The sequence below is a fragment of the Pseudonocardia acidicola genome, assembly GCF_012911935.1.
GTDB classification, from domain to species: Bacteria; Actinomycetota; Actinomycetes; order Mycobacteriales; family Pseudonocardiaceae; genus Pseudonocardia; species Pseudonocardia acidicola.
In genome coordinates this window covers 22,559-42,067 of the sequence record NZ_JAAXLA010000064.1, presented here as the reverse complement: position 1 = coordinate 42,067, position 19,509 = coordinate 22,559, and the positions used below count along the sequence as shown (strand labels likewise).

The window sequence follows — 19,509 nt, the reverse complement described above, 5'->3', positions numbered from 1 at the left end:
ACCCACCCCGCCCACGACGAAGGGCTGTCCGCCGTCGCGGCGTTCCTGCGCCGCCTCGGACTGCTCCCCGCCGACCCGGAGGCCGCATGAGCGAGCTCGCCAGCGAATCATGGTCACAGCGCACGCCTGCGCCGCCCTTCCCGACCGCCACCGACGACGAGCTGCGCGCCGCGCTGGCGTCGGCGAACATCCCGACGCTGCTGCTCGTGCTCGCGCACCTGACCGGTGACGGCGGGTGGCTGGCCGACCCGTACCGGCCCACCCGCACCGTCGCGCTGAACGACAACGACACCGGCGGGCTGCCCGAGGAGCGGCAGGAGCAGGTCCGCGAGGCCGCGCTCGAGGTCCTGCGGGAGATCCGCGACGGGCACCGCGTGGTGCCGCCCCCGCCCGCCGGGGACCGGATGGTCGAGATGCTCGGCGTCTCCCTCGGCGAGCGGGTGCCGCCCGAGTACGCCACGGCGATGGCCGAGGACGGCGGGTTCCGCCCGCCCGCGTGGCTGACCTCGCCGCCGGTGCACGCGGACGGCTTCCGGGTGCTGATCATCGGGGCCGGTATCTCCGGGATCGCCATGGCGATCGCGCTGCGCCACCTCGGCATCCCGTACACGGTGATCGAGAAGAACGACGCCGCCGGCGGCACCTGGCTGGAGAACAGCTACCCCGGTGCCGGCGTGGACACCCCGTGCCACCTGTACTCCTACTCGTTCGCCCCGCAGCCCGGCTGGACGCGCTACTTCGCCAAGCAGCCGGAGATCCTGAGCTACGTGCAGGGCGTGGCCCGCGACTTCGGGGTGCTCGACGCGATCGAGTTCGGAACCGAGGTCGTGGCCGCGCACTGGGACGAGGACTCGGCCACGTGGGACGTGCACACCCGCCGGCGCGACGGCACCGAGCAGCGGCACGTCGCCGACGTCGTGATCAGCTCGGTGGGCCATTTCAACCGGCCCGTGGTCCCGGACCTGCCGGGGCTCGCCGCCTTTCCCGGCCCGGCGTTCCACACCGCCCGCTGGGACCACTCGGTCGGCCTGGCCGGCAAGCGGGTCGGGGTGATCGGCACCGGGGCGTCGGCGATGCAGGTCGTGCCGGCCATCGCCGACGAGGCCGCCGAGGTCGTGGTGTTCCAGCGCTCCCCGCAGTGGGTCGCGCCGAACGCCAACTACCTGCGCGACGTGCACGCCCACACCCGGCTGCTGATGGCGCAGGTCCCCGGGTACCGGGTCTGGTACCGGCTGCGGCTGATGTGGATGTACCAGGACAAGCTGCACCCGACGTTGCAGAAGGACCCCGACTGGCCGCACCCCGAGCGCTCGCTCAACGCGCTCAACGACAAGCACCGCCGCTTCTTCACCGCATACATCGAGGAGCAGATCGCGGGGGCCGAGGAACTGCGGGACAAGGTGCTGCCGGACTACCCGCCCTACGGCAAGCGGATCTTGATGGACAACAACTGGTTCGCGACGATCCGCCGTGACGACGTCGAACTGGTCGCTTCGGCGGTCCGGGAGATCGACGGGAACGCCGTCGTCACCGCCGACGGCGCGCGCCGCGACGTCGACGTCCTGGTGCTCGCCACCGGATTCTCCCCGCGCCGGATGTTGTACCCGATGGACATCCGGGGACGCTCCGGGGTGCCGCTGCGCGAGCAGTGGGGTGACGACGACGCGCGCGCCTACCTGGGCATCTCGGTGCCGGACTTCCCGAACTTCTTCGTGATGTACGGCCCCAACACCAACCTCGGGCACGGCGGTAGCGCGATCTTCCACGCCGAATGCCAGGTCAACTACATCTCCGCGCTGCTGACGCACATGGTCGAACGCGGCATCGCGACCCTGGAGGTGCGGCCCGAGGTCTGCGACGACTACAACGCCCGGGTCGACGCCGCCCACGAGAAGATGATCTGGACCCATCCCGGGATGACCACCTACTACCGCAACGCCGCGGGCCGGGTGGTCACCACGACGCCGTGGCGGTTGATCGACTACTGGACGATGACGCGGTCGCCCGACCTGTCCGACTTCGACGCGGTCGAGCGGTCCGGCGAACCGGTTCCGCGCGCGGGTTGACAATGACCGCGTGGGCGAGCGCGGGGTGAGCCCCGGCACGGGTACGGCGCAGCGGCCGGAGGCGGTGGGCTGGGGCGGCCTGCCGGCCCACATCGCGCGCCGGATCATCGCCGACGCCCACGCCCGCGGTGTCGCTCCGGGCGAGCCGCTGGCCGACGAGTCGCGGCTCATCGAGCAGTACGGGGTGTCCCGCGGCACGCTGCGCGAGGCGCTGCGGTTGCTGTCGTTCCTCGGCGCGATCACGATCAAGGCCGGGCCCGGCGGCGGCGCCCGGCTCAGCAACCCCGGCCCGGCCGTGGTCGGCAGCGCGCTGGGAATGGTCGTGCAGTTCCGCGGGGCCACGCTGCGGACGGTGTTCGAGGCCCGCTCGGCGCTCGAACCGGGGATCGCGAGCCTCGCGGCCCTGCACCGCACCGACGACGACCTCGCCGTTCTGGACCGGAGCATGACCGCGCTGCGGGCGGCCGAGGAGCTCCCCGGCTACGCCTACGCCGAGCAGAGCGGGCTGTTCCACAATGCGGTCGCGGAGGCGTCGCACAACGACGTGCTGGCCACCGTGGTGCCCGCGCTGGTGGCCATGACGTCGACGGTGCCCTGGCGCTACCCGCGCGGCGGCCGCAAGGAACTCACCGGGCGGATCGCGGTGCTGATCGCGGCGATCCGGGACCGCGACGCGCCGGGTGCGGCGACCGCGACCGCGGCCATGTTCCAGTGGGTGATGGACGACCTGGACCGCAACCAGCGCGCCGCGCTGGAGAGCCGCATCCTGTGGCCCGACGTGGACGCCGGCCTGGCGGCCCGTGCGCGGTGAGCAGTGCCAGAGCAGCACGTACCGCGCACGAGCGGCGCAGCCGCTACTCCCCGCGCCAGACCGGGGCGCGCTTCTCGGCGAAGGCGGTCGCGCCCTCCCGGGCGTCGGCCGAGGACATCACGGGGTCCATCAGCTCGCGCTGCCGCTCCCACCGCTCGTCGGCGGGCCAGTCCGCGCCCTGACTGATGATCTGCTTGGTCGCGCGCACCGCCAGCGGGCCGTTCGCGTTGATCTGCCGGGCCAGCTCGAGGGCTCCCGTGAGCGCCTCGCCGGGATCGGTCAGCCGGTTGGCCAGGCCCCAGCCGTGCGCGGCCTCGGCGCCGAAGTGCTCGCCGGTCAGCGCGTACTCCATCGCGATGGCCGGTGGGATGCGCTGCGGCAACCGGAACAACCCGCCCGCCCCCGCGACCAGTGACCGCTTGGTCTCCGGCAGGCCGAACGTGGCGTCCCGCGCGGCCACGATGAGGTCGCAGGCGAGTGCGATCTCGCAGCCACCGGCCAGCGCGTAGCCCTCCACCGCGGCGATGATCGGCTTCTGCGGCGGGGTGATCGTGATGCCGGCCAGGCCGCGGCCCTCGACCATCGGCAGGTCGCCGACCAGGAAGGCCTTGAGATCCATGCCCGCGCTGAACGTGCCGCCCGCGCCGGTGAGGATGCCGACCGTAAGGCTCGGATCGCCGTCGAGCTCGTCGAGGGCCGCCGCCACCCCGCGGGCGAGCGCGCCGTTGACCGCGTTCTTCGCCTGGGGACGGTTCATCGTGATCACCAGGATCCCGCCGTCACGCTCGGTCCGGACCTCGTCGGCCACGCCGTGCCTCCCTCAGCTCGTGGTGATTCCGCGCGGCGGGTGTGACGCCGGTCGCGGAAGCCGGATACGCAGAAACGTATACCTAGGATTCGAGCGGCAACCGAACGCAAGGCGAAGGAGCCGAACGTGCCGGACGGACTGATCGACGACAGGCCGGCCGCCGGCCCGCTGGCCGGGGTGCTGGTCGCCGACTTCTCCCGGGTCCTCGCCGGCCCGTACGCGACGATGCTGCTCGCCGACCTCGGTGCGACGGTGATCAAGGTCGAGGGCCCCGGCGGGGACGACACCCGCACCTGGATGCCGCCGGTGCGCGACGGCGTCGCGACGTACTACCTGTCGATCAATCGCAACAAGCGGTCGATCGTGCTCGACCTGTCCGACCCGGCCGATCTCGAGGTCGCGCACCGGCTCGCCGCCCGCGCCGACGTCATGATCGAGAACTTCAAGCCGGGTGGGCTGCGCCGGTTCGGGCTGGACCACGACGCGGTCCGTGCGACCAACGAGAGCGTCGTCTACTGCTCGATCAGCGGGTTCGGCTCGCACGGTGGCGCCCACCTGCCCGGCTACGACCTGCTCGTACAGGCCACGTCCGGGCTGATGAGCCTGACCGGTGAGGCCGCCGGGACGCCCTACCGGGCCGGCGTGGCGGTGTTCGACGTGATGACCGGTCTGCACGCCGCGGTCGGCATCCTGGCCGCTCTGCGCCACCGGGAGCGGACCGGTGAGGGCCAGCGGATCGAGACGAACCTGCTCTCCGCCGCGCTGTCCAGCCTGGTCAACCAGACCTCCGCGTACGTGGCCGGCGGCGTGGTGCCGCACCGGATGGGCAACGCGCACCCCAGCCTGTTCCCGTACGAGCCGCTGCCCACCGCCGACGGCGAGTTGATCGTCATCGCGGCGAACAACGGGCAGTTCCGCAAGCTGTGCGACGCGATCGGGGCTCCCGAGCTGCCCGACGACCCGCGGTTCCTGACGATGGCCGACCGCACCGCCCGGCGCGAGGAGCTGCGGCCGCTGCTGCTGGCGAAGCTGGCGACCCGCGGCGCGCAGGAGTGGTTCGAGATCCTCACCGGGGTCGGGGTGCCGTGCGGGCCGATCAACAGCGTCGACCAGGGCATCGCGTTGGCGGAGAGTCTGGGCCTGGAGCCGGTGGTGCACCCGGGCGACCCGCGGACCGCGGTCCCCGGCATCCGCAACCCGGTGGACTACTCGGCCACGCCGCCGTCCTACCGCCGCTCGCCACCTGCGCTGGGCGCCGACGGCGACGACGTCCGCGCCTGGCTGCTCGCCGACTGAGCCGGCACAAGGGTCCGGCCGAGCGGGGGAGGGGAACCCGCCCGGCCGGAGGCCGTGTCCCGGGCCGGGGCCCGGGTGTCGTCGTTCAGTTGTTGCCGAAGGGGATCAGGCCCCCGAACGGGTTGTTGCGGCCGCCGAACGGATTGCCCTCACCTCCGGAGCCTGCCGAGCCACCGTTGGTGGTGGTCGCGGCCTGGTCCACGACGCTGCCGAGCGTCACGTCGACCTGGCGCTCGCCGCCGTTGCTGCGCACGGTCAGCGTGACCTTCTGGTTCGGGGACAGAGCGCCGATCTTCGCGACGAGGTCGGAGAAGTCGTTGACGGTGACCCCGCCGACCTTGGTCACGACGTCGCCCGCGGCGAGCCCGGCGCTCGCGGCCGGTGACCCGGGCTGTACCTGGGCGATCGTCGCGCCGTTCTGGCTGTTGGCCGAGCCGCCTCCACCCGTGCTGCCCTCGACACCGAGCACCGGCTTGGTTGCGTGCCCGGTGTTGAGGATCTCCTGGGCCACTCGACGGGCCTGGTCGACCGGGATCGCGAAGCCGAGGCCGACGCTGCCGGTGCTCCCGCTGGCCGTCGCGATCGCCGAGTTGATGCCGATGACCTGGCCGTCGAGATTCACCAGCGGCCCGCCGGAGTTGCCCTGGTTGATCGGGGCGTCGGTCTGCAGGCCGTTGTAGACCACCCCGGCGCCCTGCTGGTCCTGCACCGCGACCGTGCGGTTCAGCGCGCTCACGATGCCGGTGGTGACGGTGCCGGTGAGGCCCTGCGGCGACCCGATCGCGACCACCTGCTGGCCGACCTGCACGTCCTGGGTGCGGCCGAGGGTGGCCGGGGTCAGACCGGACACGTTCTGCAGCTTGATCACGGCCAGGTCGTAGCTCGGCGAGGTGCCGACGACGGTGGCGCTGTGCTGGCTGCCGTCCGCGAGGGTGACGGTGATCGTGCCGGTCGATCCGGCGACGACGTGGTTGTTCGTCAGCACGGCGCCGTCGGAGGTGAGGATGACCCCGCTGCCCTCGGCGGTGCCCTGGGCGAGGTCGACCCGGATGTCGACGGTGCTCGGGGTCGCCTTCGACGCGGCCGACGCCACGGTGCCGTTGGTCGTCGCGGCCGAGGTGGCGCTGGCCGGGCTGGAGGACAGGACCGTGCCGGAGGTGCTGCCGCTGTCGAGCAGGGCGTACGCCCCGCCGAACCCGGCGGCGCCACCGACCACGCCGGCGATCAGCGCGGCGGCGACGATCCCGATCATGGGCCGGCTTCGGCGCTGCGGGCGGTCGGCGGGCAGGGAAGCGGTGTGCTGCTCGGCGGTGTTGTAGGGGATGCCGCCGTAGGGGCCGGGGGAGTGGGACGCCGCGCCGTAGGCGGAACCGCCGTACGGGGCGCCGGAGTAGTTGTGCGGCCAGGCCTGCGGCGAGGCGGTCTGCTGGGTAGCGGCCTCATGCTGCGGCTCGGCAGGGGGGTTCGCATCCGGGCCCGTCGGGATCGCGGCGTGCTGAACGGTCTCGTCCCCGGAGGCGGGGTACGAGTGGCCGCCGGTCTGCGGCGTGGAAGGCTGCTGGGTCCGGGGGTCTGCGGCCGGCCCGGCGACGTTGCCTCCAACGTCTCCGTCGGGTCGGCCGTGCCCCCGCTGCTCGTCGCTCATGACTACTACGATGCGCCCCGAATCTGAGACTTCTCTGTGGGAAGTCTGGGAATCGGCGCGGAGTTGTCCCAGGTTCTCCGGCCCCCGGGCGGCCCGTCCGGCGGGCGCCGGGGGGCCGGCCGCCGGGTGGGCGGCCGGTCACGCGGCGAGCAGTGCGGGTTGTCGGCGTGGTCGTTGTGCGGGGTCGATCCGTTTCGGCGGAATGAATTCCGGCGGCCCGTCGCGTATTCGGGCGATCCAGCCGGGGTGGCGCGGGGGTCGGGCTGTCCGTCATGAGAGATTCTCCCGACCCGGACCGACAGTTCGGGTCGTCCGGCGGGCGTTCCCGGAAGGAATCCCGAGAATTCCGGGAAGCGTCGCCGCAGGCGGGCGAACTGCCCGGCACCGGACCGCTCCCGGTCTCCCTCGCACAGGCGTTCTTCAGAGCAGCTCGACGATCGTGGCGTTGGCGGTGCCGCCGCCCTCGCACATGGTCTGCAGGCCGTAGCGGATGCCCTGGTCGCGCATGTGGTTGAGCAGCCGGGTCATCAGGACGGTCCCCGACGCGCCGAGCGGGTGGCCGACCGCGATCGCGCCGCCGAGCGGGTTGAGCCTGTCCAGCTCTGCGCCGGTCTCCGCCAGCCAGGCCAGCGGGACTGGGGCGAACGCCTCATTGACCTCGAACGCGCCGATGTCGGAGATCGACAGGCCGGAGCGCTTGAGCACCTTGGCGGTGGCCGGGATCGGGCCGGTCAGCATCATCAGCGGATCGGCTCCGCTGACGGCGCCGGTGTGGTAGCGCGCGATCGGGGTCAACCCGAGCTCCTCGGCCCGCTGCGGCGTCGTGACCAGCACCGCGGATGCGCCGTCGGAGATCTGTGAGGCGTTTCCTGCGTGGATCACGCCGTTCTCGGTGAACGACGGCTTGAGCCTGGCCAGCGTCTCCGGCGTGGTGCCGCGACGCAGGCCCTCGTCGGCGGTGAAGTCCGGCGCCTCGGGGATCGGCGCCAGCTGGCTGTCGAACGCGCCGCGGTCGATCGCGGCGGCGGCCAGCTCGTGCGAGCGGGAGGCGTACTCGTCGAGGGACTGGCGGGAGAGGCCCCACTTGGCGGCGATCCGCTCGGCGCCCACGCCCTGGTTGAAGTCCTGGCCGGGGAACTCGCCGCTGGTCAGGTCGGCGGCGTAGCGCTCGCGGACGAGTGGGCCGAACGGGCGGCCGTTGTCCCGGCCGGCGCCCAGCGGCACCCGGGTCATGGACTCGACGCCGCCCGCGACCACGAGGTCGTACTGCCCGGCCATCACCATGCCGGCGGCGAAGTCGAAGGCCTGCTGGCTCGATCCGCACGCCCGGTTGACCGTGGTCCCCGGGACCGTCTCCGGCCAGCCCGCGGCGAGGACGGCGTAGCGGCCGATCTGGGCGGCCTGGTCGCCGGTCTGGTTGACGCAACCCCAGATCACGTCGTCGATCTCTGCGGGGTCGACGCCGGTGCGCTCGGCCAGTGCGCGCAGGACGTACGCGGACAGGTCGGCCGGATGGACCCCGGCCAGTGAACCGTTGCGCTTGCCGATCGGGCTCCGAACCGCGTCGACGATGACCGCCTCGGGCATGGCTCCTCCTGGTCCAGTTTTGTTGCAATTATCAGACTGTATGAATGAGCACCCGGGCGCGCCAGCGCTGCACCGACACCGTCACAGGCGGCCCAGCAGGGCGTGCTCCACCCGGTCCCGGCACGCCGTCCCAGCCCGCAGGCCGACCACCGGGCGGCCGCGGACGAGTGCGGCCGCCATCAGCCCGCCGCGGCCCTGGGTGCGCAGCACCTCGGCCGCTGCCGCGCGCACCGGTTCGAACCCGGCGTCGGCCTCCCGTCGATGGTCATCGCTGCCGACGGTGGTGCGCGGCAGTACTGTCGCGGCATGGCCGATCTCCAGGATGTCTGGGCGCTGGCGGAGCGGGAGAAGTTCCTGGCCACGGTGGCCACGGTCCGGGCGGACGGTTCGGTGCAGGCCTCGCTGGTCAACGCCGGCCCGGTCGCGCACCCGCTGACCGGCGCCCCGACCGTCGGTTTCACCACCTACGGGAAGGTCAAGCTGGCCAATCTGCGGGCCCGCCCCCGGCTCGCGCTGACGTTCCGGTCCGGCTGGCAGTGGTACACGATCGAGGGCACCGCGGAGATCATCGGCCCGGACGATCCGGCCGACGGCGTGGACGCCGAGCGGCTGCGGGAGTTGCTGCGCGAGGTCTTCCGCGGCGCGGGCGGCACCCACGACGACTGGGACACCTACGACACCGTGATGCGCAACGAGCGCCGCGCCGCGGTGCTCGTCACCCCGGAGCGCGTCTACTCCAACTGAGAACTACAGGACCGCCGCCGCGGTCCGGGCGATGTGCTCATGGGCGGCCGCGGCCGCGGCGTCCGGGTCGTGGCGGGCGATGGCGTCGACGATCGCGCGGTGCTCGGCGATGACGGCCTCGTGTCGTTGCGGTAGGGCGAGGGCCTCGAAGCCCATCAGCCACATCGCGCCGCGCAGGCTGACCATGGTGGCGTGGGTCCGCTCCAGTCCGGCGAGCTCGGACTGCAGCAGGTGGAACCGCTCGTCGAGTGCGAGGAACGCGGACTGCTGCCCCGATGTGCCCAGCTTCTCCTGCGCGTCGATGAGCTCGTACAGGGGAGCCAGGTCGTCATCGGCGGCGTGGCGGGCGAGCCGGCCGGCGACGTAGGGCTCCAGCAGCGAGCGCAGGTCGAAGACCTCCCGTCGTTCCTCGGTGGAGAGCGTACGGAGCCGGAACCCCCGCTGTGACTCGATCTCGACCACGCCTTCGCGGCTCAGCGAGATCAGTGCCTCGCGCACCGGGGTCCGGGACATCCCGAGCGTCTCGGCGAGTTCGTTCTCGGAGTAGCGGACCTCCTGGCGAATCGCGCCGTCGCGGATCGCCTGCTGGATCTGCAGATACGCCCGGCGGGCGAGGGTCGGCGGCCGCTCGATGGCGGCGACTCCGTGCAGCTTCGTCACGCCGAAGTCTTACACAATCGATGATCGCGCCATACTTGTATGCTACGTACTAGAGCACTAGCGTGCCTTTCTGCCGATCCATCGAGAAGGGGTTGCTGATGTCTCTCTCCGCCGACGACAAGATCGCCATCCAGGAGCTCTCGAACACCCACGTGAAGTACCTCGACGCCCACGAGGTCGAGGCATGGGCGGGCTGCTGGCTGCCGGACGGCAAGTTCATCGCCACCTACGGCACCTTCGAGGGCCACGAGGCGATCAAGGAGTTCATCCGCGGGCACATCGCCGCGGGCAAGGAGGACGGTGCCCGCCACGTCCTGACGAACTACGTCATCGACGGCGACGGCGATCGCGCCACCGTCTACTGTCTCGTCGTCAAGATCCAGGTCGAGAAGGCGCCGCACATCATCGCTTCGGGCGTCTACAACGACGTCGTGGTGCGGACCGCCGAGGGCTGGAAGTTCGAGTCCCGCCAGCTCGACGTGGACAACGGTGTCTTCGCCGCCGCTGCGGCCGCAGGCCAGAGCTGAGGCGCGACGTGAGCGCGCTCGAAGCGGAACGCTGGGGCGATGCGGGTCCCCCCGTCGTCCTCGTCCACGGCAGCCTGAGCTCCGCGGCCGCGGCGTTCGGTGAGCAGCAGGTACTGGCCGACCGGTACCGGCTGATCGCGCCGTACCGCCGCGGGTACAGCCCGAGCCCGGGAACCGACCGGATCGACCCCGACCGCGACGCCGAGGACATTGTCGAGCTCCTCGGCTCCGGCGCCCACCTCGTCGGCACGTCGATGGGCGGCGTCGTCGCGATGCGGGCGGCCGCGCTGGCACCGGAGAAGGTCTGGTCGCTGACGGTCATCGAGCCCCCGGCGATGCCGAACGCCGCGGGCCGGCCCGAGGCCGACAAGCTGATCGAGGGCCTGCGCACCCACTGGGAGCAGCACGGCGACGACGACCTCGAGACCTTCGCGGCCGGGTTCCTGCGGACGCTCGACGTGTCGATGGAGCTCCCCTCGCCGCTGCCGCCCCCGTTCGCCGAGGCGGTGCGCAACCTGAAGACCGAGCGGCCCTGGGAGACCGGGGTGCCCCTGGAGAAGCTGGCGGCGGCGCCGTTCCCCAAGCTGGTGGTCACCGGTGGTGGCACGCCCGGTTTCGAGGACGTCGCCGACGTGCTCGCGGAGAAGCTCCCCGGCAAGCGGGTGCTCTTCGACGGCAGCCCGCACGCGGTGCAGCGGATCGGGGCCCGGTTCAACGAGGAGCTGCTGAGCTTCCTCGCCGCATCCGGGGCTCCGCAGCAGTAGTCACGCCCCCGGGAGGTGTCTGTCGTGTCATCAGACACCTCCCGGGGACAGCGGTGTCCGACCGGCGTAGTCTCACCCGCAGCGAAGGGGAGTAGCTCCCAACGTCGCGGTCGACATACTGGTGGCCTCACGCCGCCCGGCCGTGCGGCCTGCTGAAGCAGGCGAGCGAGACCTTCGATCCGGCAGATGCCGGATCGAAGACGCCCGCGCCCTCGATCCGGTCAGAGATCGAGGGGTGGATTTTCCGGTCATGGACGGCTTCCCGGTCGCGTTCGCGATCAGCTTCGGGGTCATCTTCGTCGCCGAGCTCGGCGACAAGTCCCAGCTCATGGCGCTGACGTTCGCCACCCGCTACCGCGCGCTGCCCGTGCTGGTCGGCATCACGATCGCCACCGCCGTCGTGCACGCCGTGTCGGTCGCGGTCGGCTACGGCCTCGGCGCCGCCCTCCCCACCGGCTGGATCGCTCTCATCGCGGCCGTCGCGTTCCTCGGATTCGGCGCCTGGACCCTGCGTGGCGACAGCCTCACCGACTCCGAGCAGGAGAAGGCCGAGAAGTCGACGCGCTCGGCGGTCGTCGCCGCGTCGATGGCGTTCTTCCTGGCCGAGCTGGGCGACAAGACGATGCTTGCCACGATCACCCTGGCCACCCAGCACGGCTGGTTCGGCGTCTGGCTCGGTTCGACGGTCGGGATGGTCGTCGCCGACGCGCTCGCCATCGTCGTCGGCCGCCAGCTCGGCCGGCACCTGCCCGAGCGGGCCATCGCGCTCTGCGCCGCCACGCTGTTCTTCGTCTTCGGCGTGTGGTTGCTGGCCGACGCCACCGAGCAGCTGACCGGGCGTCCCGCCTACGACGTCGTCGCGTCCACACTCGACCACCACGCCGCCGGCTGGATCGCACTCGGCCTGGGCGTGCTGGCGGTCGTCGCCGGCGGGATCGGCCGGCGGCGCGCCCTGCGGTCCCGGGCGGACCATCCGCGGGTGGTCGCCGCGCCCAGCGTCGCCGGTTCGCCGGCCTGGTGGGCCCGGCTGCTGTTCGGGCTGTCCCTGCTGCTGGGCCTGGCCGCACCGCTGCTCGTGGCGGCCGATCTGCTGCAGCCGATCCCGCTGCTCAGCGACCCCGGCATCGTGGTCGTCGGCGCCGGGCTGATGCTGCTCGGAGTGGCCCTGGTGCTCGCGTCGCAGGCCCACATCGGCTCGGTCCGCCGGTCGGGCGAGAGCACCGAGGGGGTGCCCGCACTGGCCACCCACGGCCTGTACTCCCGAGTCCGCAACCCCGGGTTCACCGGCATGGTGGTCGCCACCGCCGGCACCCTGCTCATGGTCCCGACACTGGTCGGTGTGCTGGCCACGGTGCTGATCGTGGTGGCCGTGCAGATCCAGGCCCGCGCGGTCCGCGAGCCGGGGCTGACACAGGCCTACGGCGAGGCCTACGCCGGGTACGTCGAGCGGACCGGGCGGTTCGTGCCGCGGATCCGGCCGCGTGAGCAGGCCGGCGCCGCGCCGGGGCTGCCCGCGGAGCACGCCGATCGCGCCCGGGTGGGCTGAGCCCGGACCGTCCGGTGGCCACCGGGAGCACCGGTGGCCACCGGCCCGTCACCTCAGCCGGCGCCCGCGCCGACGGGCTCGCGTGCGTCGAGGTCGGCCTCCATCTCCCGGATGACGGGCAGCACGTGACGGCCGAAGTACTCGACCTCCTCGTGGTAGTGCAGGAAGCCCAGCAGCAGCATGTTCACCCCGCGGCGCTTGTACTCGATGGCGCGCTGCGCGATCTGCTCCGGCGTGCCGATGAGCTGGGTCCGGAAGCCGTCGTTGTACTGGACGAGGTCCTCGAACGAGGAGTCCGCCCACATGCCGGCCTTGTCGGAGGTGGACTTCCCGGCCTGGGCGACCGCGTCGCGGAAGCCCTCGACGGCGCCGCGGTCGGCCTTCGCGACGATCTCGCGCAGCGTCTCGCGGGCCTCGTGCTCGGTGTCCCGGGCGATGAGGAACCCGTTCAGCCCGAACTTGACGGTGCGCCCGTGCTGCGCGGCGGAGGCGTTGACGTCGGCGATCTGTTCGCTGATGCCGTCGAAGTCCTTGCCGTTGCTGAAGTACCAGTCCGACACCCGACCGGCCATCGCGCGCGCGGCCGTGGAGTTGCCACCCTGGAAGATCTCCGGGTTCGGCCGCTGCGGGGTGTTGAGCGGCTTGGGCTTGAGGCTGTAGTCGCGGATCCGGTAGAAGTCGCCGGCCCGCTCGACGTTGTCCTCGGTCCAGATGGCGCGCAGCGCGTCGATGAACTCCGCACTGCGGGCGTAGCGCTCGTCGTGCTCGAGCCACGGCTCGCCGAGGGCCTTGAACTCGCCCTTGAACCAGCCGCTCACCACGTTCACCGCGAAGCGGCCGTTCGACAGGTGGTCGGCGGTGGCGCCGAACTTCGCCAGCACGACCGGGTGCCACAGGCCGGGGTGCACCGCCGCGATGACCTTGAGTCGCTCGGTGGCCAGCAGCAGGGCCAGCGAGAAGCTCGTCGACTCGTGCTGGTACTCCGCGCTGTAGCTCGCCATGTAGCGGACCTGGCTCAGCGCGTACTCGAACCCGTTGTTCTCCGCGAGCTGGGCGAGCTTCTTGTTGTACTCGTAGTCCCAGCCGGTGCGCTGCTCGATCGTGCTGGTGACCAGCCCGCCGCTCACGTTCGGCACCCAGTAGGCGAACTTGAGCGGTTCGGACCTCTGGTCCGCTGCCATGCGTCGTCCTTTCGTCGCTTCGTGTCGGTGCTTCGTCGGTATGGCCCGGCTGCCGGGCGGCGGGCAGCGCAGGCTGCGCGCAGAGGTGCGGATGGACCCGGGCTCGCGTGTCCGGCCCCGGGGCGAGCAGTGATCAGCGACAGGCGCAGGAGGTGACCCGGGCGAGATCGACGTGACGTCGACGGGTGAGCTCGCGGGCGATCACGACGATCACCTTTCAGACCCGTTGACGTGCTGTCAACGCGATGTGACCGAATTCTGCAGAAGGTGCGGCGCCGACCGCGTGGTGCAGAGGACCCGGCGGTCAGTTCACGCAGGGCACGCCGTCCGCGGTGATCACCGGGCCGTCGGCGGGCGGGGCGCCCGGGGCGTCGTCGCCGGCCGGTGCTGTCGGCGTCACCACCGCTGCGCCGGCGGGCCCGCTGCCCCTGCTCGCCGGCGTGGTGGCCGGGCCGGCGTAGTCCCGCCCCAGCACCACTGAGATCCTGCCGGCCTGCACGGTCTCGTCGCGCTGCACGCGCAGCCCGCCGAGCAGTTGCGCGACACGCCGGGCGGCGTCCTGGTCGGCGGTCGCCGTGCGAACCAGCGACCGCGTCGTGGCCGTGGTGTTGCCCATCTTCCCCGGAACGAAGCCCTGGTTGCCGAGGGCGTCGAGGGCGGCCGCGGCCAGCCCGGTGCGCTTGGTCCCGTTGGCGACGTCGACGGTGACCGGCGGGCCCTGCGCAGGCGCGGGGTCGGCCGCCGCGGGCGGGGTGCCGCCGGTCAGCCCGGCGTAGAAAGCCTTCACCGTCGTCGGATCGATCTGCACCGCCGTGCCGTCGGACGGCGTGGGCAGGTCGGGCCGGCCGGTGGGGATGGTCCGGAACTGGATGTTGCCGCCGGTGAGCCCCTGCGCCTGCCCGGCGAACCCCATGAGGTCCCAGCCCTGGTCCAGCACGACGTACTTGCTCACCACGGCGATCAGTCCGGACAGCGCGGACGGGTTGCCGAGGGTTCCGGCGGAGAGCACCTTGTGGGCCAGGCTTGCCATGAACGCCTGCTGGCGCACGATCCGGTCGAGGTCACCGCGCGGCAGGCCGTGCCGTTGCCGGACGAACGCCAGCCCCGCGGCGCCCTCCAGGCTCTGCGGTCCGGCGGGGAAGTTCGCGCCGGAGAAGGAGTCGTGCACGGGGGCGTTGAGGCAGACCGGGATCCCTCCGACGGCGTGGGTGATCTCCGCGAACCCGGCCAGGTTGACCTCTGCGTAGTGGTCGACCGACGCGCCGGTGAGCTGCTCGACGGTCTGGATCAGCAGGCGGCGGCCGGCCTGGCTGGACTGCTGGGCGAGGTCCGCGCCGGTGACGCCGCGCGCCTGGAGTCGGGCGTGCGTCTCGTTCATCGCCCGGGCGTACGCAGAGTTGATCTTGTGGGTGCCGAAACCGGGGACGCTCACATAGGAGTCGCGGGGGATCGACACGGCCGTCGACACCCGGGCCGGGTCGCTCGGGATCCGCACGAGGATCAGCGTGTCGGTGTTCAGCTCGCCGTTGGCGTCGCCGGCGTTGAGCTGGTCGAGCACGTCGCGCGGTAGCGGGTTGCCCCGGGCGTCGGTGCGGCTGTCCAGGCCGACCAGCAGGATGTCGGTCGCGCCGTCCGTCGGCCGCGTCCCGCCGAGCACGTCGCTGGTCACCAGGCCGCCGTCGAGCTGCCGGAACGCCGACCAGCCGTAGCCGGTCACCGCCAGGGCCGCCGTCGACAGCAGCGCCACCAGGACCCGGGCCCACCGCGTGAACGGGCGCGTCCTCCCGTTGCTGCGTGGCATGCCGCTCAGGTCGCGTCGGGATCGATCGGCGGCCGCTCCCCCTGCGTGAGCGGGACGGGCGCGGGTGCCGGTTGCAGGACCGGAGCGGGCGCCGGCGGAGTGCTGGGCCCGGCGCTGTCGCGGGCGCCGTCGCTGAACAGGTAGCGCATCGCCGCGGCCCGCGGATCACGCAGCGCCCGCAGCTCGGTGATCGGGAGGTCGGCCAGCGGCTTGCGCAGCTCCGCCAGTTCCGGGCCGAACTCCTCGCGCAGCTGCTCGCGGGCCCCGTCGAGGTAGGACTTCACCTGCCGGACGGTCCGTCCGAGCCACTCCATCGCGCCCGGCAGCCGCTCCGGCCCGAGCACGAACAAGGCGATGAGGACCAGCAGGAACAGCCGTTCCCAGCCCAATCCGAACATTCGGCACGAACCTCCACGTCGTCGCTCATCCGGGCGACGATGCGCCGATGGCGCCGACGAACCTAGCCGAGTGTGGGTTAGCGCCCGGCTAGGCCTCGTAGAGAGCCGCGTGCGCGTTGCGGAGCTTGTACTTGAGCACCTTGCCGCCGACGGTCTCGGGCAGCGCGCCGGCGAACACGATGCGCTTGGGCGTCTCGAAGCCACCGAGTCGCTCGCGGCAGAAGGCGATGAGGTCCCGCTCGGCGGGCGCCGTCCCGGGGCGCGGCACCACGACGGCGGTGACAGCCTCACCCCACCGCTCGTGCGGCAGCCCGATCACCGCGGCGCGGAGCACGTCGGGGTGTGCGTGCAGCACCGCCTCGACCCGCATGCTGGACACGTTCTCCCCGCCGGTCTTCACGATGTCCTTGTAGCGGTCGACCATGATCCGCAGCCCGTCGTCGTCGACGGTGGCGCTGTCTCCGGAGTGGAACCAGCCGCCGCGGAACGCCTCCCGGGTGGCCGCTTCGTTCTTGTAGTAGCCCGCGGTCATGATCGGGGAGCGGTAGACGGCCTCGCCGGGCCGGCCGCGGACCGGCTCGCCCGACTCGTCGACGACGTCGGCGGCCAGCAGCGGACTCGGCACGCCGACGTAGTTGACGGCCGGGGCCGTGCGCCGGTGGACCTCGGGCCACTTCCCGGGCCAGAACCGGTGGCACGCGATCGCCTCGGTCTGGCCGAAGATCCCCAGCGTCACCAGTTCCGGGCCGCACAGCTTCTCCAGCGTGGCGAGCAACGCCGGGGCGAGCGCGCCCCAGCCGTAGACGAGCACCCGCAGGCTGGTCGCGTCGAGCTCGGGACGCGCCTGCAGTTCGGCGGCGAACGCGCCGACGAACTGCGGCGAGCCCGCCCACAGTGCGCTCACCCGCTCCTCGGCGACAGCCTGGGCCACCTGGTCGGGGCTCGGTCGCCGGCCGATCAGCAGCGTGCCGCCGGACAGGAACGCGGAGAACGTGAAGATCTGGTCGCCGACGTGGTAGATGATCGGCAGGAAGACGGCCAGCCGCAGGTCGCACTCGAGCGGGACGCCACGGGTCAGCGACAGCGCGAAGTTCAGCGCGGCCAGGTGGGTCGAGCCGTGCGAGATCATCACGCCCTTGGGCATGGACGTGGTGCCCGAGGTGAACAGCAGCTGCCAGATGTCGTCGCCGTGGATCTCGACGTCGGGCTCGGTGACCGGCCGGCCGGCGAGCAGTTCGGCGAACGACGGGCTGCCCGCGACCGGTCCGCCGCCGATGGTGATCGTGGCGCCGACGCCGAGTCCCGTGCGGGTGAACGCCTGCTCGGCGCGCGGCCACAGCTCGGCGTCGACGATCGCGAAACCCGGCTCGGTCAGCTCGATCAGGTGCTCGACGACATCGCCGGCCAGGTTCGGGTTCAGCGGTACCGCGACCATGCCCGCCTTCGCGATCCCGATCTTGGCGAGGTAGGCCTCGACGGAGTTCTCGCAGAACAGCAGCACCCGCGCGCCGGGTTCGAGACCCCGGGCGGCCAGTGCGTGCGCGAACTGGTTGGCGGCCCGGTCGGCCTCGCGGTAGGTGACGCGTGCGAAGCGGTCGTCGCCGTAGGCCCCGGCCCAGCCGGTGATCGCGACCTGGTCCGGGTAGCTCCAGGTGAGCCGCTCGAACACGTCGCCGACCGAGGTGCGTTCCCAGCGGTGTACCGCGCGCCGCCCGCGCAGCGTCGTGACGTCGAGATCGGCCGGCTCACCCATCACAGCCCCCTTGCTGCTCCCGATGTCCGACAGCATTCCGTTCGGGGCCGCTCGGATCAAGTGTTAGTCATCAGCAGTTCACTTCTGTCGGTGGGCTCGGGAGTCACTCCGAGGCACGCGTGCGCCACCGCGTCGAGCAGTCCGGCGAGCCGCTCGGTGCTCAGGCCGCTGCGGAAGAACAGGGTGGACTGGATGGCGCCGATGGCGGCGTGCACCGCCAGGCGGATCTCGCCGTCGGCCAGGTCGCGGCGCAGCGGCGCCAGGACGTGCACCCACTCCTCGATGTAGTGCCGCTGCTTGCGGCGCAGCCTGCGACGGTCCTCCTCGGGCAGGTTGTGGATCTCCCGGTGGTAGACGGCGAGCACGTTGCGATCCTGAACGGCGACGTGAATGTGGTCGCGGACCAGCGCGGACAGCGCCGCACGGTCGTTCGGTGCGGTCGAGACGATGGTGGCCGCACGGGTCTGCAGCCGGTCCATCACCTGGTCGAGCAGGGCCACCAGGATGGCGTCCTTGCTGTCGAAGTGACGATAGATCCCGGAGCCCACGATCCCGGCCTCGGCACCGATGTCAGCCATTGCGACGGCATGGAATCCCCGCCTCGCGGTCAGCTCGGCCGCGGCGGCCAGGATCCGCGCCTTGCGCTCCGGATCGCGCTGTCGTCGCGGAGCCGGCGGCCGCTTGCTCACCATCTGGCCATCATGACAGTCGGCCGCTATGGTCGCCATCAGTGAACGGCTGATCACGTCTGGAGCCATGGTGGACTTCATCGACAGCGACGAGCACCGCGATCTGCGAGCCGCCGTCGGCGCGATCGCGGCCGGCTTCGGCGGGCGGTACTACGCCGAGCACGCCCGCGCGGGCGAGCCGTGCGACGAGCTGTGGGCCGCGCTCGGCGCCGCCGGGTTCATCGGGGTGAACGTCCCGGAGGCCTACGGAGGTGGGGGCGGCGGGCTCGTCGAGCTCGCCATGGTGTGCGAGGAGATCGCCGCGCAGGGCACCCCGCTGCTCCTGCTGCTGGTCTCCGCGGCCATCTCGGCCGAGGTGATCTCCGAGTTCGGCAGCGACGAGCAGCGCAAGCGGTGGTTGCCCGGGTTGGCGAGCGGGGAGAGCAAGGTCGTCTTCGCGATCACCGAGCCGGACGCCGGGTCGAACACGCACAAGCTCGCCACCACGGCCACCCGCGACGCAGGCGGCGACTGGTTGCTGAACGGCACCAAGCACTACATCTCCGGCGTCGACGAGGCCGACGCGCTGCTCGTCGTCGCGCGCAGCGGCCGCGGCGAGGACGGCAGTGCCCGGATGTCGCTGTTCGTCGTGCCCACCGATGCCCCCGGGCTGGTCCGCACCCCGCTGCCGGTGGACGTGATGCTGCCGGAGAAGCAGTACGTGCTGCACTTCGACGACGTCCGGGTGGGCCCCGGATCGCTGGTCGGCGAGGAGGGCCAGGGCTTCCGGCAGGTGTTCCGCGGGCTCAACCCGGAGCGGATCACCGGGGCCGCGCTCTGCGTCGGGATCGCCCGCTACGCGCTGGGCCGCGCCGCGCAGTATGCGAACGAACGCCAGGTCTGGGACCGGCCGATCGGCGCGCACCAGGGTGTGGCGCACCCGCTGGCCCAGGCGAAGATCGAGACCGAACTCGCCGCGCTGATGACGCAGAAGGCGGCCTGGCTGCACGATCACGGGCTACCGGCCGGGGAGGCGTCGAACATGGCCAAGTACGCCGCCGCCGAGGCCGCGCTCGCCGCGGTCGACGCGGCCGTGCAGACCCACGGCGGCAACGGCCTGGCCGGCGAGTTCGGGCTGCTGCCGTACTGGGGCCTGGCCCGGCTGCTCCGGATCGCCCCCGTGAACCGCGAAATGATCCTCAACTACGTCGCCCAGCACTCCCTGAACCTCCCCCGCTCCTACTGACCGGAGGC

Annotated in this window: 19 protein-coding genes; 8 read left to right on the top strand and 11 right to left on the bottom strand. The window is 72.1% G+C overall.

Annotated elements, in window-relative coordinates:
- Nucleotides 1–86: 86 nt before the first annotated feature.
- Together HF526_RS26230 and HF526_RS26225 are read left to right on the top strand one after the other, a co-directional pair.
- On the top strand, nt 87–2,066 hold the full coding sequence (locus HF526_RS26230) for a flavin-containing monooxygenase (RefSeq protein WP_169384242.1): 1,980 nt from the start codon (nt 87–89) through the stop codon (nt 2,064–2,066).
- 10 nt (nt 2,067–2,076) lie between these two features.
- Complete coding sequence (locus HF526_RS26225; protein ID WP_169384241.1) at nt 2,077–2,877, top strand: FCD domain-containing protein; 801 nt, start codon at nt 2,077–2,079, stop codon at nt 2,875–2,877.
- 43 nt (nt 2,878–2,920) lie between these two features.
- On the opposite strand, the gene HF526_RS26220 is transcribed toward HF526_RS26225, so the two are convergent.
- A complete protein-coding gene (locus HF526_RS26220) occupies nt 2,921–3,685 on the bottom strand; it encodes a crotonase/enoyl-CoA hydratase family protein (protein ID WP_169384240.1) in 765 nt (254 codons plus the stop codon).
- 126 nt (nt 3,686–3,811) lie between these two features.
- Between HF526_RS26220 and HF526_RS26215 the strand changes: the two genes are divergently transcribed.
- The gene (locus HF526_RS26215) at nt 3,812–4,981 is read left to right on the top strand and encodes a CaiB/BaiF CoA transferase family protein (protein ID WP_338051756.1); all 1,170 of its coding nucleotides are present in this window, start codon (nt 3,812–3,814) and stop codon (nt 4,979–4,981) included.
- A gap of 85 nt (nt 4,982–5,066) precedes the next feature.
- Here HF526_RS26215 and HF526_RS26210 read toward each other — a convergent pair whose 3' ends face one another.
- From HF526_RS26210 to HF526_RS26200, 3 genes are all read right to left on the bottom strand, one after another.
- Nucleotides 5,067–6,626 (bottom strand): S1C family serine protease, encoded by a 1,560-nt coding sequence (locus HF526_RS26210; RefSeq protein ID WP_169384239.1) that lies wholly within the window; start codon nt 6,624–6,626, stop codon nt 5,067–5,069.
- A gap of 420 nt (nt 6,627–7,046) precedes the next feature.
- Nucleotides 7,047–8,213 (bottom strand): thiolase family protein, encoded by a 1,167-nt coding sequence (locus tag HF526_RS26205; RefSeq protein WP_169384238.1) that lies wholly within the window; start codon nt 8,211–8,213, stop codon nt 7,047–7,049.
- Nucleotides 8,214–8,294: 81 nt separating this feature from the next.
- A complete protein-coding gene (locus tag HF526_RS26200; protein WP_169384237.1) occupies nt 8,295–8,444 on the bottom strand; it encodes a hypothetical protein in 150 nt (49 codons plus the stop codon).
- A 75-nt stretch (nt 8,445–8,519) separates the two neighbouring features.
- On the opposite strand from HF526_RS26200, the gene HF526_RS26195 reads away from it, so the two are divergent.
- On the top strand, nt 8,520–8,957 hold the full coding sequence (locus HF526_RS26195; RefSeq protein ID WP_169384236.1) for a TIGR03618 family F420-dependent PPOX class oxidoreductase: 438 nt from the start codon (nt 8,520–8,522) through the stop codon (nt 8,955–8,957).
- A 3-nt stretch (nt 8,958–8,960) separates the two neighbouring features.
- On the opposite strand, the gene HF526_RS26190 is transcribed toward HF526_RS26195, so the two are convergent.
- Nucleotides 8,961–9,617 (bottom strand): FCD domain-containing protein, encoded by a 657-nt coding sequence (locus HF526_RS26190; protein ID WP_169384235.1) that lies wholly within the window; start codon nt 9,615–9,617, stop codon nt 8,961–8,963.
- Between the two features lie 98 nt (nt 9,618–9,715).
- On the opposite strand from HF526_RS26190, the gene HF526_RS26185 reads away from it, so the two are divergent.
- The 3 genes from HF526_RS26185 to HF526_RS26175 all read left to right on the top strand — a co-directional run bounded on the left by HF526_RS26185 (nt 9,716) and on the right by HF526_RS26175 (nt 12,454).
- Nucleotides 9,716–10,144, top strand: coding sequence for a nuclear transport factor 2 family protein (locus HF526_RS26185; protein ID WP_169384234.1), 429 nt, complete (start codon nt 9,716–9,718; stop codon nt 10,142–10,144).
- An 8-nt stretch (nt 10,145–10,152) separates the two neighbouring features.
- Nucleotides 10,153–10,908, top strand: a complete 756-nt coding sequence (locus HF526_RS26180) for an alpha/beta fold hydrolase (protein WP_169384233.1) — start codon at nt 10,153–10,155, stop codon at nt 10,906–10,908.
- 250 nt (nt 10,909–11,158) lie between these two features.
- Complete coding sequence (locus tag HF526_RS26175) at nt 11,159–12,454, top strand: TMEM165/GDT1 family protein (protein WP_169384232.1); 1,296 nt, start codon at nt 11,159–11,161, stop codon at nt 12,452–12,454.
- Between the two features lie 53 nt (nt 12,455–12,507).
- Here HF526_RS26175 and sfnG read toward each other — a convergent pair whose 3' ends face one another.
- The 6 genes from sfnG to HF526_RS26150 all read right to left on the bottom strand — a co-directional run bounded on the left by sfnG (nt 12,508) and on the right by HF526_RS26150 (nt 18,279).
- Nucleotides 12,508–13,635, bottom strand: coding sequence for a dimethylsulfone monooxygenase SfnG (sfnG, locus tag HF526_RS26170; protein WP_169384231.1), 1,128 nt, complete (start codon nt 13,633–13,635; stop codon nt 12,508–12,510).
- A gap of 133 nt (nt 13,636–13,768) precedes the next feature.
- Nucleotides 13,769–13,840: a putative leader peptide gene (locus tag HF526_RS37540; RefSeq protein WP_420821658.1), complete on the bottom strand. Its 72-nt coding sequence runs from the start codon at nt 13,838–13,840 to the stop codon at nt 13,769–13,771.
- 99 nt (nt 13,841–13,939) lie between these two features.
- A complete protein-coding gene (locus tag HF526_RS26165) occupies nt 13,940–15,436 on the bottom strand; it encodes an LCP family protein (protein ID WP_169384230.1) in 1,497 nt (498 codons plus the stop codon).
- A 5-nt stretch (nt 15,437–15,441) separates the two neighbouring features.
- On the bottom strand, nt 15,442–15,834 hold the full coding sequence (gene tatB / locus HF526_RS26160; protein ID WP_169384229.1) for a Sec-independent protein translocase protein TatB: 393 nt from the start codon (nt 15,832–15,834) through the stop codon (nt 15,442–15,444).
- Nucleotides 15,835–15,922: 88 nt separating this feature from the next.
- The gene (locus HF526_RS26155) at nt 15,923–17,587 is read right to left on the bottom strand and encodes an AMP-binding protein (protein ID WP_169384228.1); all 1,665 of its coding nucleotides are present in this window, start codon (nt 17,585–17,587) and stop codon (nt 15,923–15,925) included.
- Nucleotides 17,588–17,643: 56 nt separating this feature from the next.
- Nucleotides 17,644–18,279, bottom strand: coding sequence for a TetR/AcrR family transcriptional regulator (locus HF526_RS26150; RefSeq protein WP_169384227.1), 636 nt, complete (start codon nt 18,277–18,279; stop codon nt 17,644–17,646).
- 67 nt (nt 18,280–18,346) lie between these two features.
- Here HF526_RS26150 and HF526_RS26145 point away from each other — a divergent pair, with 67 nt between their 5' ends.
- Complete coding sequence (locus HF526_RS26145; RefSeq protein WP_169384246.1) at nt 18,347–19,501, top strand: acyl-CoA dehydrogenase family protein; 1,155 nt, start codon at nt 18,347–18,349, stop codon at nt 19,499–19,501.
- Nucleotides 19,502–19,509: the final 8 nt, after the last annotated feature.

What these genes read in the sequence shown, in the direction of transcription:
- tatB (WP_169384229.1), bottom strand. Translation starts at nt 15,834, where the DNA reads ATGTTCGGATTGGGCTGGGAACGGCTGTTCCTGCTGGTCCTCATCGCC.
- HF526_RS26165 (WP_169384230.1), bottom strand. Translation starts at nt 15,436, where the DNA reads ATGCCACGCAGCAACGGGAGGACGCGCCCGTTCACGCGGTGGGCCCGG.
- HF526_RS26175 (WP_169384232.1), top strand. Translation starts at nt 11,159, where the DNA reads ATGGACGGCTTCCCGGTCGCGTTCGCGATCAGCTTCGGGGTCATCTTC.
- HF526_RS26150 (WP_169384227.1), bottom strand. Translation starts at nt 18,279, where the DNA reads ATGGTGAGCAAGCGGCCGCCGGCTCCGCGACGACAGCGCGATCCGGAG.
- HF526_RS26210 (WP_169384239.1), bottom strand. Translation starts at nt 6,626, where the DNA reads ATGAGCGACGAGCAGCGGGGGCACGGCCGACCCGACGGAGACGTTGGA.
- HF526_RS26205 (WP_169384238.1), bottom strand. Translation starts at nt 8,213, where the DNA reads ATGCCCGAGGCGGTCATCGTCGACGCGGTTCGGAGCCCGATCGGCAAG.
- sfnG (WP_169384231.1), bottom strand. Translation starts at nt 13,635, where the DNA reads ATGGCAGCGGACCAGAGGTCCGAACCGCTCAAGTTCGCCTACTGGGTG.
- HF526_RS26230 (WP_169384242.1), top strand. Translation starts at nt 87, where the DNA reads ATGAGCGAGCTCGCCAGCGAATCATGGTCACAGCGCACGCCTGCGCCG.
- HF526_RS26185 (WP_169384234.1), top strand. Translation starts at nt 9,716, where the DNA reads ATGTCTCTCTCCGCCGACGACAAGATCGCCATCCAGGAGCTCTCGAAC.
- HF526_RS26195 (WP_169384236.1), top strand. Translation starts at nt 8,520, where the DNA reads ATGGCCGATCTCCAGGATGTCTGGGCGCTGGCGGAGCGGGAGAAGTTC.
- HF526_RS26155 (WP_169384228.1), bottom strand. Translation starts at nt 17,587, where the DNA reads ATGGGTGAGCCGGCCGATCTCGACGTCACGACGCTGCGCGGGCGGCGC.